General features: G+C 66.2%; 14 protein-coding genes. 10 read left to right on the top strand and 4 right to left on the bottom strand.

What is annotated here, in order from left to right:
• The first annotated feature begins 2 nt into the window (after positions 1-2).
• Genes C167_RS0124315 through C167_RS0124300 form a run of 4 tightly spaced genes read left to right on the top strand, consistent with a single transcriptional unit; the run spans position 3 to position 5,796 of the window.
• Positions 3-1,595 carry a TolC family protein gene (locus C167_RS0124315; protein WP_017520916.1) on the top strand — a complete coding sequence of 531 codons (1,593 nt, stop codon included), beginning with the start codon at positions 3-5 and terminating at the stop codon, positions 1,593-1,595.
• A complete protein-coding gene (locus C167_RS0124310; RefSeq protein WP_017520915.1) occupies positions 1,582-2,358 on the top strand; it encodes an efflux RND transporter periplasmic adaptor subunit in 777 nt (258 codons plus the stop codon). The genes C167_RS0124315 and C167_RS0124310 overlap by 14 nt, the downstream gene beginning before the upstream one ends.
• Positions 2,351-3,691 carry an efflux RND transporter periplasmic adaptor subunit gene (locus C167_RS0124305; RefSeq protein ID WP_017520914.1) on the top strand — a complete coding sequence of 447 codons (1,341 nt, stop codon included), beginning with the start codon at positions 2,351-2,353 and terminating at the stop codon, positions 3,689-3,691. The genes C167_RS0124310 and C167_RS0124305 overlap by 8 nt, the downstream gene beginning before the upstream one ends.
• Before the next feature lie 5 nt (positions 3,692-3,696).
• Positions 3,697-5,796, top strand: a complete 2,100-nt coding sequence (locus C167_RS0124300) for an HlyD family efflux transporter periplasmic adaptor subunit (RefSeq protein ID WP_017520913.1) — start codon at positions 3,697-3,699, stop codon at positions 5,794-5,796.
• Positions 5,797-5,923: 127 nt separating this feature from the next.
• Here the strand turns inward: C167_RS0124300 and C167_RS0124295 are convergent, their stop codons facing one another.
• Positions 5,924-6,805 carry a Dyp-type peroxidase gene (locus C167_RS0124295; protein WP_017520912.1) on the bottom strand — a complete coding sequence of 294 codons (882 nt, stop codon included), beginning with the start codon at positions 6,803-6,805 and terminating at the stop codon, positions 5,924-5,926.
• A 67-nt stretch (positions 6,806-6,872) separates the two neighbouring features.
• On the bottom strand, positions 6,873-7,481 hold the full coding sequence (locus tag C167_RS0124290) for a DedA family protein (RefSeq protein WP_017520911.1): 609 nt from the start codon (positions 7,479-7,481) through the stop codon (positions 6,873-6,875).
• Positions 7,482-7,862: 381 nt separating this feature from the next.
• Between C167_RS0124290 and C167_RS0124285 the strand changes: the two genes are divergently transcribed.
• Complete coding sequence (locus C167_RS0124285) at positions 7,863-9,314, top strand: sodium:solute symporter family protein (RefSeq protein WP_017520910.1); 1,452 nt, start codon at positions 7,863-7,865, stop codon at positions 9,312-9,314.
• Between the two features lie 140 nt (positions 9,315-9,454).
• On the opposite strand, the gene C167_RS0124280 is transcribed toward C167_RS0124285, so the two are convergent.
• The gene (locus C167_RS0124280; RefSeq protein ID WP_017520909.1) at positions 9,455-10,498 is read right to left on the bottom strand and encodes a LacI family DNA-binding transcriptional regulator; all 1,044 of its coding nucleotides are present in this window, start codon (positions 10,496-10,498) and stop codon (positions 9,455-9,457) included.
• A gap of 217 nt (positions 10,499-10,715) precedes the next feature.
• Between C167_RS0124280 and C167_RS0124275 the strand changes: the two genes are divergently transcribed.
• From C167_RS0124275 to C167_RS0124255, 5 genes are all read left to right on the top strand, one after another.
• Positions 10,716-11,237: a gluconokinase gene (locus C167_RS0124275; protein WP_017520908.1), complete on the top strand. Its 522-nt coding sequence runs from the start codon at positions 10,716-10,718 to the stop codon at positions 11,235-11,237.
• A gap of 107 nt (positions 11,238-11,344) precedes the next feature.
• Positions 11,345-12,697, top strand: a complete 1,353-nt coding sequence (locus C167_RS0124270) for a GntP family permease (protein ID WP_017520907.1) — start codon at positions 11,345-11,347, stop codon at positions 12,695-12,697.
• A gap of 137 nt (positions 12,698-12,834) precedes the next feature.
• Positions 12,835-12,975: a hypothetical protein gene (locus tag C167_RS34905; protein ID WP_017520906.1), complete on the top strand. Its 141-nt coding sequence runs from the start codon at positions 12,835-12,837 to the stop codon at positions 12,973-12,975.
• A gap of 280 nt (positions 12,976-13,255) precedes the next feature.
• Entirely contained in the window at positions 13,256-14,881 is a 1,626-nt protein-coding gene (locus tag C167_RS0124260; protein WP_017520905.1) for an NADP-dependent glyceraldehyde-3-phosphate dehydrogenase, read from the top strand.
• Between the two features lie 567 nt (positions 14,882-15,448).
• Positions 15,449-16,489 (top strand): sterol desaturase family protein, encoded by a 1,041-nt coding sequence (locus C167_RS0124255; protein ID WP_017520904.1) that lies wholly within the window; start codon positions 15,449-15,451, stop codon positions 16,487-16,489.
• A gap of 691 nt (positions 16,490-17,180) precedes the next feature.
• On the opposite strand, the gene C167_RS0124245 is transcribed toward C167_RS0124255, so the two are convergent.
• The gene (locus tag C167_RS0124245) at positions 17,181-18,101 is read right to left on the bottom strand and encodes an ADP-ribosylglycohydrolase family protein (RefSeq protein ID WP_017520902.1); all 921 of its coding nucleotides are present in this window, start codon (positions 18,099-18,101) and stop codon (positions 17,181-17,183) included.
• Between the last annotated feature and the right edge of the window lie 45 nt (positions 18,102-18,146).

The raw sequence follows: 18,146 nt of genomic DNA, 5'->3' as shown, positions 1-18,146 counted from the left end.
ACATGCCCGCCTACGCACTGAAATGCCTGAGCGCCACCATCACCGTGAGCATATTCCTCAGCGCCTGCTCGGCGTTCGAGCCCAAGCCCTACACCGAGGAGGAGATGCGCCAGCGGGTGATCGACGACCAGGCGCGGATGTACAGGGAACAGGAGCCGGTCAGCGGGCCGATCACCTTCTACGAAGCCTCGGCGCGCGCGCTGAAGTACAACCTCGACTACCGCCTGAAGCTGCTGGAAAGCGCGCTGGCTTCGGACCTGCGCGACGTCACCAGCCACGAGATGCTGCCCCGCGTCGTGGCCTCCGCCGGCTACGCCGGGCGCAACAACGACTCCGGCGGCACCTCCATCGGCATCGAGGACCGCCAGGTCAGCCTGCGCCCCTCCACCTCCGAGGAGCGCTATCGCACGCTGTACAGCCTCGGGCTGTCCTGGAGCCTGCTGGACTTCGGCGTCGCCTATTACCGCACCCAGCAGAAGAACGACCAGATGCTGATGGCCGAGGAGCGCCGCGAGAAGGTCGCGCAGAACGTCCTGCAGGACGTGCGCAACGCCTACTGGCGCGCCCTGGGCGCCCAGCGCCTGCTGCCGGAAGTGGATGGCCTGCTGCTGCGTACCCACCGCGCCCTGACCTCCGCCCGTGAGGCCGAGGGCAAGGGCCTGCTGCCGCGCCAGGACATCCTTGCCTACCAGCGCGCCCTGCTCGACTCGGTGTACATGCTCACCGTGCGCCGCCAGGACCTGGAGTTCGCCCGCGCCGAACTGGCCGCGCTGATGTCGCTGCCACCGAACACGAAAATGGTCCTGGCCGACATCGGCGAACAGCCGCTGCCGCTGGTGACCAACAACGTCGAACAGCTCGAGCGCCTGTCGCTGGAACGCCGCCCGGAAATCATGGAGGAGTGGTATCGCAAGCGCGTCGACATGAACGATTTGAAGATCGCCAAGGCCCAGCTGTGGCCGAACGTCAGCTTCAACTACGGCTACGAGTACGACTCCAACAAGTACCTGTACAACAACGACTGGAACCAGACCGGCATCAACGTCTCGATGAACCTGCTGCGCCTGGCCCAGTACCCGGACATCAAGGCCGCCGAAGCCAGCCAGGAAAAGACCGACGACATGCGCCGCACCGCGCTGTCCATGGCCATCCTCACCCAGGTCCGCGTCGGCCTGCTGCGCTACCAGCTGGCCAGGCAGGAAGTGGAGTTCGCCGACGAGAGCCTGCGCGTCGACCAGAGCCTGCTCAGCTACGCCCAGTCCGCCCGCGGCGCCGCCCTGGGCAGCGAACTGGAGCTGATCCGGGCCGAAGGCCGCTACCTGCTCTCGCGTTACCAGCGCGAAGCCGCCTACTCCGACGCCCAGGCCGCCTGGGGCCGGCTGTACAACTCGGTGGGCTTCGAGGTGATGCCCAAGGAAATCGAGAACCACGACGTGAAGACCCTGGCGCGGGAGATCCAGCGCACGCTGGAGCAGCAGACCAGCACCAACCTGCTCGCCAGCAGCGGCTCCACGCCCGTACAACCTGCCACCGGGCAAGCTTCCGCAGGGCAACTGTCCAACAGGCAAGAAGGAACCGCCAATGCCGCGCAGTAAGTCGTACCTGCTCTTCCCGCTGTGCCTGATGTTCCTGCAGCCGGTGCTGGCCGACGATGCCAGCAACGGCTTGCCGCCACTGCCCGACAGCCAGGACCCCGGTGCCATTCGCGTGCTGCTGGTGTCCAACCTGGAAACCACCCTCTCCGCGCAGATGAACGGCACCCTCGGTGCGCTCAAGGCGAGCCTCGGCGACAAGGTCGCCAAGGACGCCGAGCTGGCCCAGCTCAACTGCGTGGAAGTCAATGCCCGCGCCAAGGTTGCCGCCGCCGAACTGAACATGGCGCGCGCCAACCTCTCGGCCAAGCAGAACCTGCGCAAGCTCGATGCGGTGGGCGACCTCGAAGTCGCCATGGCCAACACCGAGGTGCAGAAGGCCGACGGCGCACTCACCCTCGCCCGCGCCCAGGCCGGCTACTGCCTGGTCGACGCGCCCTTCTCCGGACGCATCGCCAAGGTCTACGTCAAGCCGTACCAGACGGTGACCGCCGGCACGCCGCTGTTCGACCTGGTCAGCGACGGCGCCTTGAAGGTCCGCCTCAACGTGCCCTCCTCCATGCTGCCCAGCCTGCGCCCGGACATGCCGCTGGAGGTGGACATCCACGAAACCGGCAAGCACTACCCGGCCAAGGTCAGCGTGATCAACGCGCGGGTCGATGCCGTGGCGCAGACCGTGGAACTGGAGGCGAAGCTGGACGCCAGCTACCCCGAACTGATCGCCGGCATGAGCGGGGTTGCACGCTTCCCCGAAAGCCATGAGTGAGCTGCTGCCGCCCCCCCAGCTGCTGCTGAGCCTGGCCAATGTGCGTGACAAGGCGCTTACGGCCGATTCCCTCGGCGCCCTCGCCTTCAGCATCGCCAACGACCTGTTCCCGCTGCTGCGTTTCCACCAGGCCCTGGTGTTCGCCTGCCACGACTCGCGCAACGAGCTGCTGGCGGTGTCCGGGCTGGCCAAGCCGACAGAGGATTCGCCCTACCTGGTCTGGCTGGAGCGCGCCAGTCGCTGGGTATCCGGGCATCTATCCGACGCGACGCCCACCTGGCTGGGCCGCGATGCCATCGAACCGCCTGCCGACATCGCCGAAGGCTGGAGTGAATGGTGGCCCGCCGGGCTCTGGTGCGTACCGCTGCATGACCGCACCGGCAAGCGCCTGGGCCTGGTGCTGTTCCTCCTCGACGAACCACCGGCGCGCAACCTGCAACCCCTGCTGCAAGGCATCTGGCAGACCTGGGCGCACGCCTGGGCATCATTCGGGCCGCGTCCCCGCCTGCGCTACTGGCGGCCGAGCAGGCGCCAGCTGCTGGTCGGCGTGATCGTCCTGGCCGCGCTGTTGCTGATCCCGGTGCGGCAGACCGCCCTGGCGCCGGCGGAAGTCGTCTCGCGCAACGCCCAGGTGATCAGCTCGCCGATCGACGGGGTGATCGTCAAGATGCTGGTGCGCCCCAACCAGAGCGTCGAGGTCGGCACACCGCTGTTCGAGCTGGACGAAACCACCCTGCGCAGCCGCGCCGACGTGCTGGCCAAGGAAGTCGCCGTCGCCGACGCCGAACTCATGGCCGCCAGCCAGCGTGCCTTCGACAATCCGCAGAGCAAGAGCGAACTCACCGTGCTCGACGGCCGCGCCCGCCAGCGCCGCGCCGAGCTGGCCGCCGTGCAGGCGCAACTGGCGCGCACCCGTGTGCTGGCGCCACGCGCTGGCGTTGCCGTGTACAGCGACCCCAACGACTGGCTGGGCAAGCCGGTGGTGACCGGCGAACGCATCCTGCAGATCGCCGACCCGACGGCGCCGGGCATGCGCATCCAGCTGCCGGTGGCCGACGCCATTGCTCTGGAGCCGGGGGCGCCGGTGGCGCTGTTCCTCACCGCCTACCCACTCGATCCGCTGCACGGGGAAATCCTCGACACCAGCTACCAGGCCAAGCCCAGCGACGAAGGCGTGGCTTCCTACCGTCTGCTCGCCAGCGTCCAGGACGCACCGCCCCATGCCCGCCTGGGCCTGCACGGCACCGCCAAGCTGTATGGCGAGCGCGTGGTGCTCGGCTACTACCTGCTGCGCCGGCCCCTGGCGTCGCTGCGCGCCTGGACCGGCTGGTAACGACGATGGATGTCGCCGCCGAAGACCTGCCCACCCCGCCGCTGCGCGACGACCTGCGCCTGGACGAAGCCGCGCCCGGCCCTGGCGGCGAGCCGGTGTGGGTGATCCAGGACAGCGTGCTCAACCGCTTCTACCGCATCGGCTGGCTGGAGTTCGAATGCCTGCTGCGCTGGGAACAGACGCCCCGGCAGATCAGCGAGCAGATCGCCGAACAGACGGCCCTCAAGCCCGACGCCGAGCAGGTGCTGGGCTTTCGCCAGTTCCTCGAGCAGCACAAGCTGCTGCGCCCAGGCCCCGAAGCCTTGGCGCGCCTCGCTGCGCGCAGCGAAGGCAAACAGTGGACGACCTGGAACTGGTGGCTGCACCACTACCTGTTCTTCCGTATTCCGCTGATCCGCCCGCAACGCTTCCTGCGCGCCATCGCCGGCAGCCTCGACTGGCTCTTCAACCGTTACGTGGCGATGCTCGTTCTGCTGCTCAGTCTCGCCGGCATCGTCATGGTGACGCACCAGTGGGACACCTTCACCCATGACGTGGTGGAGTCCTTCTCCTTCGAAGGCTTGTTGAGTTTTGCCGCCGCCCTGGTGGTGGCCAAGACGCTCCACGAGCTCGGCCACGCTCTGGTGGCGACGCGGCTGGGACTCAAGGTCGCGCACATGGGCATCGCCTTCGTGGTGATGTGGCCGATGCTCTACACCGACACCGGCGAGAGCTGGAAGCTGCGCAGCAACCGCCAGCGCCTGGCCATCGCCAGCGCCGGGATCATCACCGAACTGGGCCTGGCCGGGCTGTCGACGCTGGGCTGGGCGCTGGCCGATCCCGGTCCGCTGCGCAACGCCCTGCTGTACCTGGCGACCACCAGCTGGGCGCTGTCGCTGGCGCTGAACGCCAGCCCCTTCATGCGCTTCGACGGCTACTTCATCGTCTCCGACCTGCTGGACTTCCCCAACCTGCACGAGCGCGCCGGCGCCCTCGCCCGCGCCACGCTGCGGCGCAACCTGCTGGGGCTGGACGAGCCCTGGCCGGAACACTTCCCTACCGGCCAGCGCCGCCTGCTGGTGGCCTTCGCCTTCGGCACCTGGGTCTACCGCCTGCTGCTGTTCCTCGGCATCGCCGTGGCGGTCTACTACTTCTTCTTCAAACTGCTGGGGATCTTCCTGTTCGCCGTGGAAATCAGCTGGTTCATCGTTCAGCCCGTGTGGCGCGAACTCAAGGTCTGGTGGCAGCGCCGCGCGGAAGTGAAGCCGCGACGCAAACTGGTGTTCCTCGCGCTGCTCGGCGCCATCGTTCTGCTGCTCGCCATCCCCTGGCGCACCCAGGTGCACGCCATGGGCGTGGCCCGCGCGGCGCAGCAGTTGCACGTCTACGCGCCCTTCCCGGCGCTGCTGCGTGACCTGCGCCCCGGCGGCGAAGTTGGCCAGGGCGAGACCCTGGCCGTCATGGAAGAGCCCGACATCGCTGCCAGGGTGGCCGGCAGCGAAGCCGGCATTCGTGGCTACCAGGGCCGCCTGGCCGGCATGCTCGCCGATCCGGGCGGCCTCTCCGAGGAAGCGGTCACCCGCCAACGGCTGGGCGTGGAGTACCAGCAGGCGCGCGCCGCCCGCAACGAGATGGCTCGCCTGAACCTGCAGGCGCCGTTCGCCGGGCGCTGGGTGGACGTCAACCCGGACTGGAAGCCCGGCCAGTGGATCAACACCCGCGAACCCATCGGCGTGCTGGTAGACCCGCAGCACTGGCTGGTGGATGCCTACGTCAAACAGGACGAAGTGCAACGCCTCACCGATGGCGGTCAGGTGCGCTTCTACCCCGAAGGCGTGCCGCGTCCCATCGAGGGCCAGGTGGTGCTGATCGGCACCACGCGCATCAGCCAGCTGGAACAGCCGATGCTCGCCTCGCGCTACGGCGGCCCGCTGAACGTCAACCCGCAGGGCGAGGCGCTGGTGCCTAACCCGGCGCTGTTCCATGTGCTGGTCAAGCTGGACGCCGCGCCGCCGGGGCTCCACGAAACCCGCGGCCACCTGCAGATCGAAGGCGCCCGGCGCAGTTGGCTGGGCGAGGGTTTCACCCGGTTGCTGGCGGTGGCATTGCGCGAGAGCGGCTTCTAGCGCCGGCCCCATCCTGCAGAGGCGCGCCATGCCCGCGACCTCGGCGCGCAACGACCAGAACAGTAGATGCGCGCCGCGGCCACAAAAAAGCCCCGCGCATTGGCGGGGCCTTCGGCAGAACCGCGGCTCAGCCCAGCAGCGCACTCAGGTCCAGCAGCCCGTCCCTGCGCGGTGGGCACCAGTAGTAGCCGCCGGTCAGCGGCCGGCTGAAGCGGTACAGCGCGTCGGTGATGCCGTCTTCCAGCCCGCTCATGCGACGCAGCTGCACTTCGAAGGCATCCAGGGTACAGCCGAAAGCGAGGAACATCAGCCCGGCATCCTGGCCCTGGGTCCAGGGCATGGAGCGGCGCACGATGAAAGCTTCCGGCTCGAAGCTCTCCTGGGCGGTGCGCTTGACGTGGGCGGACTCCGGCGCGTCGTCCAACTCCTCGTTGTCGCTCAGGCGGCGGCCCATGATGTCGTCGCGTTCATGCTGCGGCAACGCGGCGAAGTCCTGCAACTGGTGGCGCCACTGCTGGATCGCGGCGAAGCTGCCGCCGGCCAGGCCCGCGGCACCCACGACGATGGCGGCAGCGATAGCGTCGTCGTCCTGCGGGTTCTCGGTGCCGTCCTCGTAGCCGGTCAGGTCGTGGCCGCTGCCATGACGGAAGGCCTCGGTCAGGCTGCTCAGCTCCAGCGCCGGCGCCAGCAGGGACTGGACTTCCTGGGTGCGCAGCAGCAGGTCGCCGCGCTCCTCACCCCGCAGCCAGACCCACAACGCATGCGGGGTGGACGGGTTGTCGACGCCCACGCCGGAGATCGCCGGGAACTCGCGCAGCCCCTCGATGCGGCGGCCCAGCGCACGCACCAGCGACTCGCCGAAGCCAACCACCGCGCGCTCTCCATCGGCGAACTGCATCAGGCGATCCAGCTCGGCGGGCAGGTCCTGCAGCGACTTCAGATCGAAGAACAGATGGCGGGCGTGGGCGGGAACCGGGGTGGCGAGAATGCCAGGCTGATGAAGGCTCATGACAGCGTCCTTGAACGAAAGAGCGGCGATTCTAATCGCCCGGCGCACGATTCCAAACCGCTCTGTATCAATGACTTGGCGATCTGTCCGGCAATCCGTCGAGCTTGCGCCTGCGCCGATGCCGCCCGTAGCGCCACAGCGCCAGGCCACCGAACACCAGCACCACCGCGACGAACACCGGCAAACGGTACGGCCGCAGGTTGCCCAGCCACTGCTCCAGCAACTGGCCGGCCCAGTAGCCGGCGGTGGCGAACAGCAGCGCCCAGCAGAAGGCGCCCAGCAGGTTGATCAGCAGGAAACGCAACGGTCCCACCCGGCTCGCGCCGATCAACAGCGGGCCGGCCAGGCGCATGCCATAGAGGAAGCGCACCGCGAAGATCGCCAGGTGCGGATAACGCTCGATCAGCCCGGTAACCCGCTCGATGGCCAGCCCGCGTTTTTTCAGCCAGGGCACGGACCGGTCCCCGGTACGGCGACCGGTCCAGAAGAGCATCTGGTCGCCGAGGGTCCCGGCCAGCGTCGCCCAGGCCACCACCGGGGCGAAGCCGAGCAGCCCCTGGTGCGCGGCGATGCCTGCCAACAGCAGCATCGATTCGCCTTCCAGCAGGCAACCGAGGAACAGCACCGGATAGCCGTAGCTGGAAAGCAGTTGGGCGAGGTCAGGATGCTCGAACATGAAGCGCCTTCGAAAAGTGCGGTGCCAAGAGCCTAGCGCCTTGGCGGATGTTCTGCTTATCGAACATCACCTGTAAAAAATAAACGACTCAACGAACAGCCGTGATCGTTAGCAACCAATCAAATCAATCATTTGTCTACACCATTCGTCTTGCCATGTAGTTTTTTTCGCTCATTGGCGATTCAAGTGTTTGACATATTTAACGGATTTGGCAGACTGCGGCCCGTTGACGCAACTGGTTACGTTTCTCCGGCTCTCCCTGCCTGGTGCACCGGATAACCGCTGCCGCGCAACACAACAAAAACAACTTGTCAGTCGCGGCACCCCAGCCCGAGTTCCAACTCGGCAGTGCGGTTCCCGGCGAGCCAACGGAACGAACAAATGCTGATCTGGTTTGTAGCGGTGTATCTGGTGATCACCGTAGCTGTCGGTTTCTACGCCACCACCCGCGTGCACAACTCCTCGGACTATGCCGCCGCTGGCCGGAGCATGTCCTTCCCCCTCGTCGTGACCATGGTGTTCGCCACCTGGTTCGGCTCAGAAGCCGTGCTGGGGATTCCCGCCACCTTCCTCGAAGAAGGCTTCGCCGGGATCATCGAAGACCCCTTCGGCTCCTTCGGCTGCCTGATGCTGGTCGGCGTCGTCTTCGCCCGTCCGCTGTACCGCCTCAACCTGCTCACCATCGGTGACTTCTTCCGCAAGCGCTTCGGCCAGCACGTGGAAATCTTCACCAGCCTGGTGATCATCATTTCCTACATGGGCTGGGTCGCCGCGCAGATCACCGCGCTGGGCGTGGTCTTCAGCGTGCTCTCCGACGGTGGCCTGACCACCACCCAGGGCATGATCATCGGCACCATCATCGTCCTGCTGCACACCCTGTTCGGCGGCATGTGGTCGGTGGCGCTGACCGACTTCCTGCAGATGATCATCATCGTCTGCGGCCTGTTCTACCTGGTCTGGCTGATCGGCGACATGGCCGGCGGCCCGGTCAACGTGATCAGCCACGCCGCCAGCGAAGGCAAGTTCACCTTCCTGCACGGCACCTCGGCCAAGGACATCGTCGCCTTCATCGGCGCCGCGGTGACCATGATGTTCGGTTCCATCCCGCAGCAGGACGTGTATGCCCGCGTGATGTCGGCCAAGACCGAGAAGATCGCCCAGCGCGCCACCATGACCGGTGCCTGCTGCTACCTGGTCTTCTGCATGCTGCCAATCTTCCTGATCTACGCCGCCTCGATGATCGAGCCGGAGATGGTCAAGCACTGGCTGGCCGAGGACTCCCAGCAGATCCTGCCGCACCTGATCCTCGAACGCACCCCGCTGTTCGCCCAGATCATGTTCTTCGGCGCCCTGCTCTCGGCCATCATGTCCTCCGCTTCGGGCGCCCTGCTGGCCCCGTCGGTGACCCTGACCGAGAACATCGTCAAGCACTTCCTGCCCAACATGAACGACCGCCAGGCCCTGCTGGCCATGCGTTGCAGCGTACTGGCGATGACCGTCGCCACCTGCGTGTTCGCTCTGTTCTCCAACGCCAGCATCTACGAGATGGTCGGCAACGCCTACAAGGTGACCCTGGTTGCCGCCGTGGTGCCGCTGTTCTTCGGCCTGTTCTGGAAGCGCGCCACCACCCAGGGCGCCCTGACCGCCATCGCCTGCGGCCTGATCGGCTGGGTATCGCTGGAACTGGGCTATCAGGAAGGCGATTTCTGGCCGCCCCAACTGGTGGGCCTGATCTGCAGCGCCATCGGCATGATCGTCGGCTCCCTGGCCCCGCAATTCAGCGCCCACCGTGGCGAGAGCGTGTCGGAAATGGCCGCCGCCGCCGGCAACTGATCGCCCGAGCGACAGACGGCAAGCCCCGCCCAGTGCGGGGCTTTTTTCTGGCCGCTCGATGAGTTTGCAGAAGGAAGCCACCCTACGGCCGCGACACCGACTCACCCTGAGCGGCAGTCCTCGGATGCGCCACAGGTGGCTCAGCTGCTCTCGCGCACCATTAACTCGAAGCCCAGGTCCATCACCGGTTCGCTCACCGGCTTGTCGTTGATCAGGTCGAGCAGGCGTTCCGCCGCATGGGTGCCGATGGCCTTGCGCGGGGTGCGGATGCTGGACAGGCGCGGCACCATGAACTCCGAGCTGGGCAGGTCGTTGAAGCCCAGCACCGCCACCTGTTCGGGGATGCGAATCCCATGGCGCATGGCCTCCAGCAACGCCCCCTGGGCCAGGTCGTCGTTGCCGAAGAAGATGCCTTCCACCTGCGGGTGACTGGCCAGCAACTGGCGGAACAGCTCGCCGCCCAAGCCAACCGAAGACGGACGCGGCGTCAGCACCTCCAGCGCCGGGTCATAGACGCCCGCCTGCTGCAGCGCGCGACGGTAACCCTCGCCCCGCAGCAGCGTGCGTTGGTCCAGCTGCGCGCCGATATAGGCAAGGCGCCTGCGGCCGCTCTTGAGCAGGTGCCGGGCCGCCGCCTCCCCCGCGCGAATCTGCGAGAAGCCTACGCAATGCAGCCCCGCGCCGGGGTCCAGGTCCATCATGTAGACGCTCGGCACACCGCTGGCCTCGATCATCCGCCGCGCGCTCTCGGTGCGGTCGAAGCCGGTCAGCAACAAACCGCGCGGCTGGTAGGCGAGGTAGTTGCGCAGCAGGTTCTCTTCTTCGTCGCGGGAATAGTGGTAGTTGCCGATCAGCACTTCCAGGCCGCGCGGATGCATCACCGCGTGGATGGCTTCGAGGGTTTCGATGAACAACTGGTTCGCCAGTGACGGCACCAGCACCACGATGTTGTGGCTCTGCTTGGAGGCCAGCGCTCGGGCAGCCGGGTTGGCCACATAGCCCAGTTCGCTGGCCGCCTGTCGGACCTTTTCCGAGAGTTCCTCGGCCACCGTGCTCACCCCGCGCAGGGCGCGCGAGGCGGTGATCGGGCTTACTCCAGCGCGACGCGCCACGTCGTTGAGCGTGGGTTTTCCGGTGGTGCGGGAGTTCCTGTCGTTCTTCTTATCGTTCTTTTGGGCGGTCATCAGGCGTATTGCCAAATAAAAATCGAGGCACTAAGGTAGCGCTGTCTCACGATCAGGGCAATTGCCTGAGGCCGGCTCAACCGGTCCCTCGCCCGCCGTCAGATCACCTCTGCCGAGAGCGCGAGACACACCGACTAGAATGACAAGAATACGGAGGCAGCCGATGCTTTTCGTTACGCCCACCAAAGACAGCGCTGTCTCAGCCATGAGGCCCTCCATGACCACCGCCATCGACGCCGTGCTCATCATGGGTGTCGCCGGATGCGGCAAATCCAGCGTCAGCGAGGCTCTGTGCCTGCGCAATGGCGCCTACGCCATCGAAGGCGACTCCTTCCACCCCGCCGCCAACATCGAGAAGATGAGCGCCGGCATCCCGCTCACCGACGATGACCGCGCCGGCTGGCTCGACACCCTCGCCGCCGAGCTGCAGAAAGCCATCGCCGCCGGGCAGCGCCCGGTGCTCACCTGCTCCGCGCTCAAGCTGATCTACCGCGAACGCCTGCGCCGCGCCGTGCCCGGCCTGGGCGTGGTGTTCCTCGAACTGACGCCGGAAACCGCCGCGCAACGGGTTGCCACCCGCCCCGGCCACTTCATGCCGGCCAGCCTGATCGACAGCCAGTTCGCCGCCCTCGAACCACCATTGAGCGAACCGCTGACCCTGCACCTGGATGCCACCCGCCCGGTCGCGGACCTGGCCGAAGCCGCCCACCTCTGGTGGCGCCAGCACTCCAGCGACTGAATCCCGATAGCGCCTGCCCACTAAAGATAGCGCTATCTCAACTCACCAACTCTCTGTCCCCAGAGAAGAGCCGCTCCGGCACACAACGACAACAACAGGAGAGCCCCATGCTCGGCATGTCCCACGAGACCTATCTGCTGCTGGACGCGGTGGTCACCATCATCGGCCTGATCCTGCTGATCACCCGCTTCAAGATCCATCCCTTCGTCGCCCTGATCATCGCCGCCGGCTTCCTCGGCCTGACCTCCGGCATGCCCGTGGCGACCATCGTCAAATCCTTCCAGGACGGCTTCGGCAGCGTGCTCGGCTTCGTCGGCATCATCCTCGCCCTGGGCACCATGCTCGGCAAGATGATGGCCGAGTCCGGCGGCGCCGATCAGATCGCCCGCACGCTGATCCAGGCCTTCGGCAAGCAGCGCGTGCACTGGGCGATGATGCTCGCCGCGTTCCTCGTCGGCATTCCGCTGTTCTTCGAGATCGGCTTCATCCTGCTGGTGCCGCTGGTGTTCATCGTCGCCCGGCGCAGCGGTGTGTCGCTGATCAAGATCGGCATCCCGCTGCTCGCCGGCCTCTCCGCCGTGCACGGCCTGGTGCCGCCGCACCCGGGCCCGCTGCTGGCCATTGGCGTATTCGGCGCGGACATCGGCAAGACCATCTTCTACGGTCTGCTGGTGGCCCTGCCCACTGCCGCCATCGCCGGCCCGATCTTCGGCGCGTGGATCGCCAAGGTAATTCCCGGCCAGCCCAACGAGGAGCTGGTGGCGCAGATCGCCCACGAGCCGGACACCAGCAACCTGCCCAGCTTCGGCGTCACCCTGTTCACCGTGCTGCTGCCGGTGTTCCTGATGCTGCTGAAAACCTTTGCCGACGTCATGCTTGCCGACGGCCACATCGTCCGCGCCTGGCTGGACATGATCGGCCACCCGATCACCGCCCTGCTGCTGGCCCTGCTGCTGTCGCTTTATACCTTCGGCCACGCCCGCGGCTTCGACTCGAAGAAGATCCTCAAGCTGCTCGACCAGAGCCTCGCGCCCACAGCCGCCATCGTGATGATCATCGGCGCAGGCGGCGGCTTCAAACAGATGCTGGTGGCCAGCGGCGTGGGCGACGTGATCGGCCACATGGCCGTGCACGCGCAGATCTCGCCGATCCTCCTGGCCTGGCTGGTGGCCGCGGTGATCCGCATCGCCACAGGCTCCGCCACCGTCGCCACCATCACCGGCGCAGGCATTGTGGTGCCGGTCATCAACCTGATCCCCGGCGTCAATCGCGAGCTGCTGGTGCTGGCCACCGGCGCCGGCTCGCTGATCCTCTCCCACGTCAACGACGCCGGCTTCTGGCTGGTGAAGCAGTACTTCAACATGAGCGTGATGGAGACCTTCAAGACCTGGACCGCCATGGAAACCATCCTCTCGGTGGTCGGCCTGGGCTTCATCCTGCTGCTGTCGCTGCTCGTCTGATGCATTGATCGATGGGTATCGCTCCGCTCGCCCATAGGATGGCGTGGAGCGCAGCGATACCCATCACCTCCGGCTCCAAACCACCCGGCGAACGCCACACCGTTTGCCAACCGGATTCCTGCAACGAGGTATCGCCCATGACTTCCTCCGCAACTCCGCAAGCCCAACCCGCGCACCCCACCTGGCCCCGCGACTTCGACATCCGCGCCCGCTACGCCGAGCAGCAGGAACTGCTGCAACCGCCCCCCGCGCCAACCCACACGCCCTCGCACCCGTAGGGCGCATAACGCGGTACGCGTTATCCGCCGGATCCCGAGCACCGAAACTCCCGGCGGATTACCACGAACGGTCAGGCCGCTACACCTTGCCTGCGCCATCGCTTCATCGCTGGGTTCGCGGCGCCCTGAAACCACAGTCAATCGGCGTATAACGCGGAGCGTTATACGCCCTACCAAAGCCACCATCCGGCCTTTCGTCGCATCGCTTGCTGAATCGATTTACCTAATCGCCCGCACGGACTAAAACAGACCAGTCCCCACCGTTTCCGAAGGATGAGTCATGCACGACAACAACAAACTCGACCGCCTCTTCCCTTACCTCAACGACATCCCCGAAACCTGGCGCCCCGACGCCCCCGTCGAGCAGCGCGAATACCTGGTCAACGGCCAACTGCTCCGCTGGGACGGCCCGCTCGCCCCGGTGCGCAGCCCGATCTTCCTCGCCACCGACCAGGGCAATGAACAGGTCATCCTCGGCAGCACCCCGCTGCTGGACGCCGAGGCCGCCCTCGCCGCGCTGGACGCCGCCGTCACCGCCTACGACAACGGCCAGGGCCTGTGGCCCAACCTGCGCGTGGCCGAGCGCATCGCCCACGTCGAACGCTTCCTCGGCCGCATGCGCGAGCAGCGCACGGCCGTGGTCAAGCTGCTCATGTGGGAGATCGGCAAGAACCTCAAGGACTCGGAGAAAGAGTTCGACCGCACCTGCGACTACATCGTCGACACCATCCAGGCGCTCAAGGAACTGGACCGCCGCTCCAGCCGCTTCGAGCTGGAACAGGGCACCCTCGGGCAGATCCGCCGCGTGCCGCTGGGCGTGGCGCTGTGCATGGGCCCGTACAACTACCCGCTGAACGAGACCTTCACCACGCTGATCCCGGCGCTGATCATGGGCAACACCGTGGTCTTCAAGCCCGCCAAGTTCGGCGTACTGCTGATCCGCCCGCTGCTCGAAGCCTTCCGCGACAGCTTCCCGCCGGGCGTCATCAACGTGATTTACGGGCGCGGCCGCGAGACCGTCAGCGCGCTCATGGCCAGCGGCAAGGTCGACGTCTTCGCCTTCATCGGCACCCACTCCGGCGCCGCCGACCTGAAGAAGCTCCACCCGCGCCCGCACCGCCTGCGCGCCGCCCTGGGCCTGGACGCCAAGAACCCCGGCATCGTCCTGCCCAGCGTCGACCTCGACAACGCCGTCAGCGAAGCCATCACCGGCGCCCTCTCCTTCAACGGCCAGCGCTGCACCGCCCTGAAGATCCTCTTCGTCCACGAAGACGTGCTGCCCGGCTTCCTCGACAAGTTCAGCGCCAAGCTCGCCGAACTCAAACCCGGCATGCCCTGGGAGCCGGGCGTGTCGCTGACGCCGCTGCCCGAGCCGGGCAAGGTCGATTACCTCGATGGCCTGCTGCAGGACGCGCTGGCCAAGGGCGCCCAGGTCATCAACCCCGGCGGTGGCGAAAGCCGCGAAAGCTTCTTCTACCCGGCACTGCTCAGCCCGGTCAGCGCGGACATGCGGCTCTACCACGAAGAACAGTTCGGCCCGCTGGTGCCCGTGGTGCCCTACCGCGAGCTGGATGAAGTGATCGACTACGTGCTGCAGTCCGACTACGGCCAGCAGCTCAGCCTGTTCGGCGACGACCCCGCGCAGATCGGCCCGTTGGTGGACGCCTTCGTCAACCAGGTCGGCCGCATCAACATCAACGCCCAGTGCCAGCGCGGCCCGGACAGCTACCCCTTCAACGGCCGCAAGAACTCCGCCGAAGGCACCCTCTCCGTGCACGACGCCCTGCGCACCTTCTCCATCCGCACCCTGGTGGCCACCCGCTTCACCGACGCTAACAAGGAACTGATCAGCCAGATCATCCGCGACCGCGACTCCAACTTCCTGACCACGGACTACATCTTCTGACCCCGGCAGCCGGCAGGAGCCCCTCTCCCTGAAGGGAGAGGGGACCGGTCCGGCGCAAGGAGAACCAGCAGCATCAGCCGGCAAGGACAGCTAGCGGCGCACGCGCACGTCTGTGGAGGGGCCTGTACAGGATAAAACCAAGCTGTCAGCCGGCACAGACTGCCCCCTCTCCCTTCAGGGAGAGGGCTGGGGAGAGGGCAACGCCCAACTCCGGAATCGCAGCCGCCCACTTATGTAGGAGCGAGCTCGCGAACCCACCCCACTCCAAACCGCCAATCCTCCCCGCCCTCTCTCCCGCGCTATCCCTCACCCATCTTCATCTCGGCTCTGTTCTCGGGTCTGAACGCTCAGGACCTCCTGTCGACAGTCCCTGCTCCAGCGATCTCAGGCTTTGACAGCAGGAACCGCCACGTCCCATCCTGATCGACATGCGTGGCAGCGTATGAAGCACTCCGGCCCCAGTGCTCCGCTTTGTCACGCCAACAAGAACAAGCGACTTCACGGGTCGCAAACTCGACTGCAGGCCTCAAGGCCGCGGCTTACCGACACGATCAACGCCTGACGCCCATGCCCGATCTCTCGCACCTCCACCGTCATTTCACCGAGTGGGTGATCACCCCCATCACCAACCAGATCGCCGGCCTCTTCGACCTCAGCGGCCGCGTCGGCGTGGTGTTCCTGCTGTGCTCCTACGCCATCGCCTATGCCGTATTCCGCTTCCGCCGGCAACGGGGGCTGACGGAGGCGGCGTCGTTCTGGCAGTTCATTGGCGGCAACCGAGTGAATTTCCACCGGTCGGCGCTGCTGGATTACCGCTACTACTTGGTGCGCGGCATCCTCAACGTGGCGCTGCTGGTGCCCATCATCGGGCTGGTCGATCCCTACATCCTGCGCTCGGGCGACTACATCGCCTTCTTCACCCACCTGTGGGGCGCGCGGCCGCAGATGGGGACGAACCTCGGCCTGTCGCTGCTCTATGGTTTCGGGGTGTTCCTGGTCAGCGACTTCAAGAACTACTGGGTACACCGGGCCTTCCACTCGCGCTGGCTGTGGGCCTTCCACAAGGTGCATCACTCGGCGGCAGTGCTGACGCCGATCACGGCGAGCCGCGTGCACTTCGTGGAGAAGCTGGCGGCGAAGCTGGCCGGGACCGTGTTGCTGGGCGCCTACGCCGGCATCTTCTGGTACGCCTGCGGCGGGCAGATCAGCGCTTATACGCTGTTCGGCGTGACCTACATGATCCTGCTGTTCAATGTGCTGGCCACCAACCTGCGGCACAGCCATGTGTGGCTGTCGTTCGGACCGGTGGTGGAGCACGTGATCAACAGCCCCGCCCAGCACCAGATCCACCACAGCGACGCGCCCCGCCACTTCAACCGGAACTTCGGCATCAACCTGTCGCTGTGGGACTGGATGTTCGGCACGCTCTACGTCACCCAGCGCGCGCCGGAGCCGATCCGGTTCGGCGCCGGTGAGCAGGATGACGAGAAGTATTCGTCGCTGTGGAGCCTGATCGTGACGCCGTTTGTGGAGACGGTGCGGAAGTTTCGCAGGCCCCCGCGCGCTGGAGCGACCACACCCGAAACGACTCGGGCGCCTGCTTCATAGCAGGCCTCCTTCTCCCGCAAGGTTCTGCTAGCGCCTACCTGCGCACTACCGCCATTCACGGTTCGGGCAGCTCAGTCCTTCGCCTGAAATCCTGCAATCCGTACGCCCGAATATGCCCTTCACGCCCCGTCGAATCGGCACGCGGGTACTGCTGTTTGTTCTTGCCAGTAAGAATTATTTGTGTTCCCTCGCGCATCCCCGGTTCGGCCTTCGGCATCGGCTGCCTGATCGACTAGGCGCCGGGGATGTTCGCCTACATCATCTTCGGCTCGCTGCTCGACCATTATCCGGGCGAACAGGGCTACACCTAGGTGTTCAGCCTGATGAGCGTCCTGGCGGTTGTGGGCGTGCGGGTCTCCGGCCTGCTGCAGCGGCTGGTGAACAAGCGTACGGCGGCTCCGGTGGCGGAGGCGCTGGCTTGACCTGAGAAATGGACTGCCAGCGGCGCGAATGCCGCTGGTGGTTCTGCTGAGCAATTGCACAACGCCTCTCGCCGATGCCCCCTGCTGGCCGGTGCTGCTTAGCCGTGCCTATGAAAGCACTGTGGAGCCGCAACGGCTCAATCGTCGTGCAAGCACCGTTGTCCCCGAACCGGTTCGCCGCCGGAAGCAGGATGACGAAAAGTATTCTTCGTTGTGAAGCCTGATCTTCCGCCATAGGGGGAGAGGCTCAGCCCCATCAGCGCCAGCCGCTAGGCCCGCGCCTGCGCTGCCCTGAGCAAGGCCAGGGCCATTTCCTCGATATCGGCCCGCTGATGCAGTCGCGCCAGCCAGTGGGCGGGAATATCCTGCTTGCCGTAATAGGCACCGGCGATCTGCCCGGTGATGGCGGCAGTGGTGTCGGCATCGTCGCCGAGGTTGGAGGCTTCCAGCACGGCGGCAGCGAAGCTGGTGGTGGTCCAGAAGCACCAGAGCGACGCTTCCAGCGAGGCAATGCAGTAGCCAGTGCCGCGCACGTCTTCCCTGCGCTTGTGGCGGAAGCTGCCGGCGGCAAGCTCGCGGATGGCGGGCTCGCTGTAGTGCTCCGGCGAGAGAGTCAACAGCTCATCCTTGGATTGGCCGGCCAGGGCATTGGCCAATACCTGTGCCAGCAACCGGCAGGACTCGACCGCCTCCGTCGCACCATGGGTGGTGCGTGAACTGTCGGCGGCGGCCGCAGAGACCTCGCGCAGGTCCGGGTAGTGATACAGCACGACCGGCGCCAGGCGCATGATCGAGCCATTGCCGGCAGTGGCCGGATCGGTAGAACCGGCGAAGGGCTCGCCGGTCTCCTGGAAGGTGCTCAGCGCCTGGCGAACGGTCATACCGATGTCGAAGCACTCCCCGGTCGCGCTCCAGTAGCCCCACTGCCACCAGTTGAGGTAGCGCGTCATCTGGTCCCTGGCGTCGAAGCCATTGCACGTGAGCAGGCTTTCCCCCAGGCACAGGGCCATGGACGTGTCGTCGGTCCACTGCCCCGGCTTGAGGCCGAACGGCCCGCCGCCGACCATATCGCTGATCGGCGTAAGGCTCGCGCGGTTGGTGAATTCCAAGGTGGTGCCGACGGCATCACCGCATGCCAGGCCGAGCAGGCAGCCGGTGTAGCGGTCCGAAAGTTCGAGTTGAGCGCTCAAAGGCTGCCTCCAATGCAGAACGGTGTCCTAGGCAGCCATCATAAG

The organism is Pseudomonas nitroreducens TX1 (assembly GCF_000313755.1).
GTDB classification, from domain to species: domain Bacteria; phylum Pseudomonadota; class Gammaproteobacteria; order Pseudomonadales; family Pseudomonadaceae; genus Pseudomonas; species Pseudomonas nitroreducens_A.
Note: the sequence above shows the minus strand (reverse complement) of the source record. Positions and strands in the feature narration are given on the sequence as shown.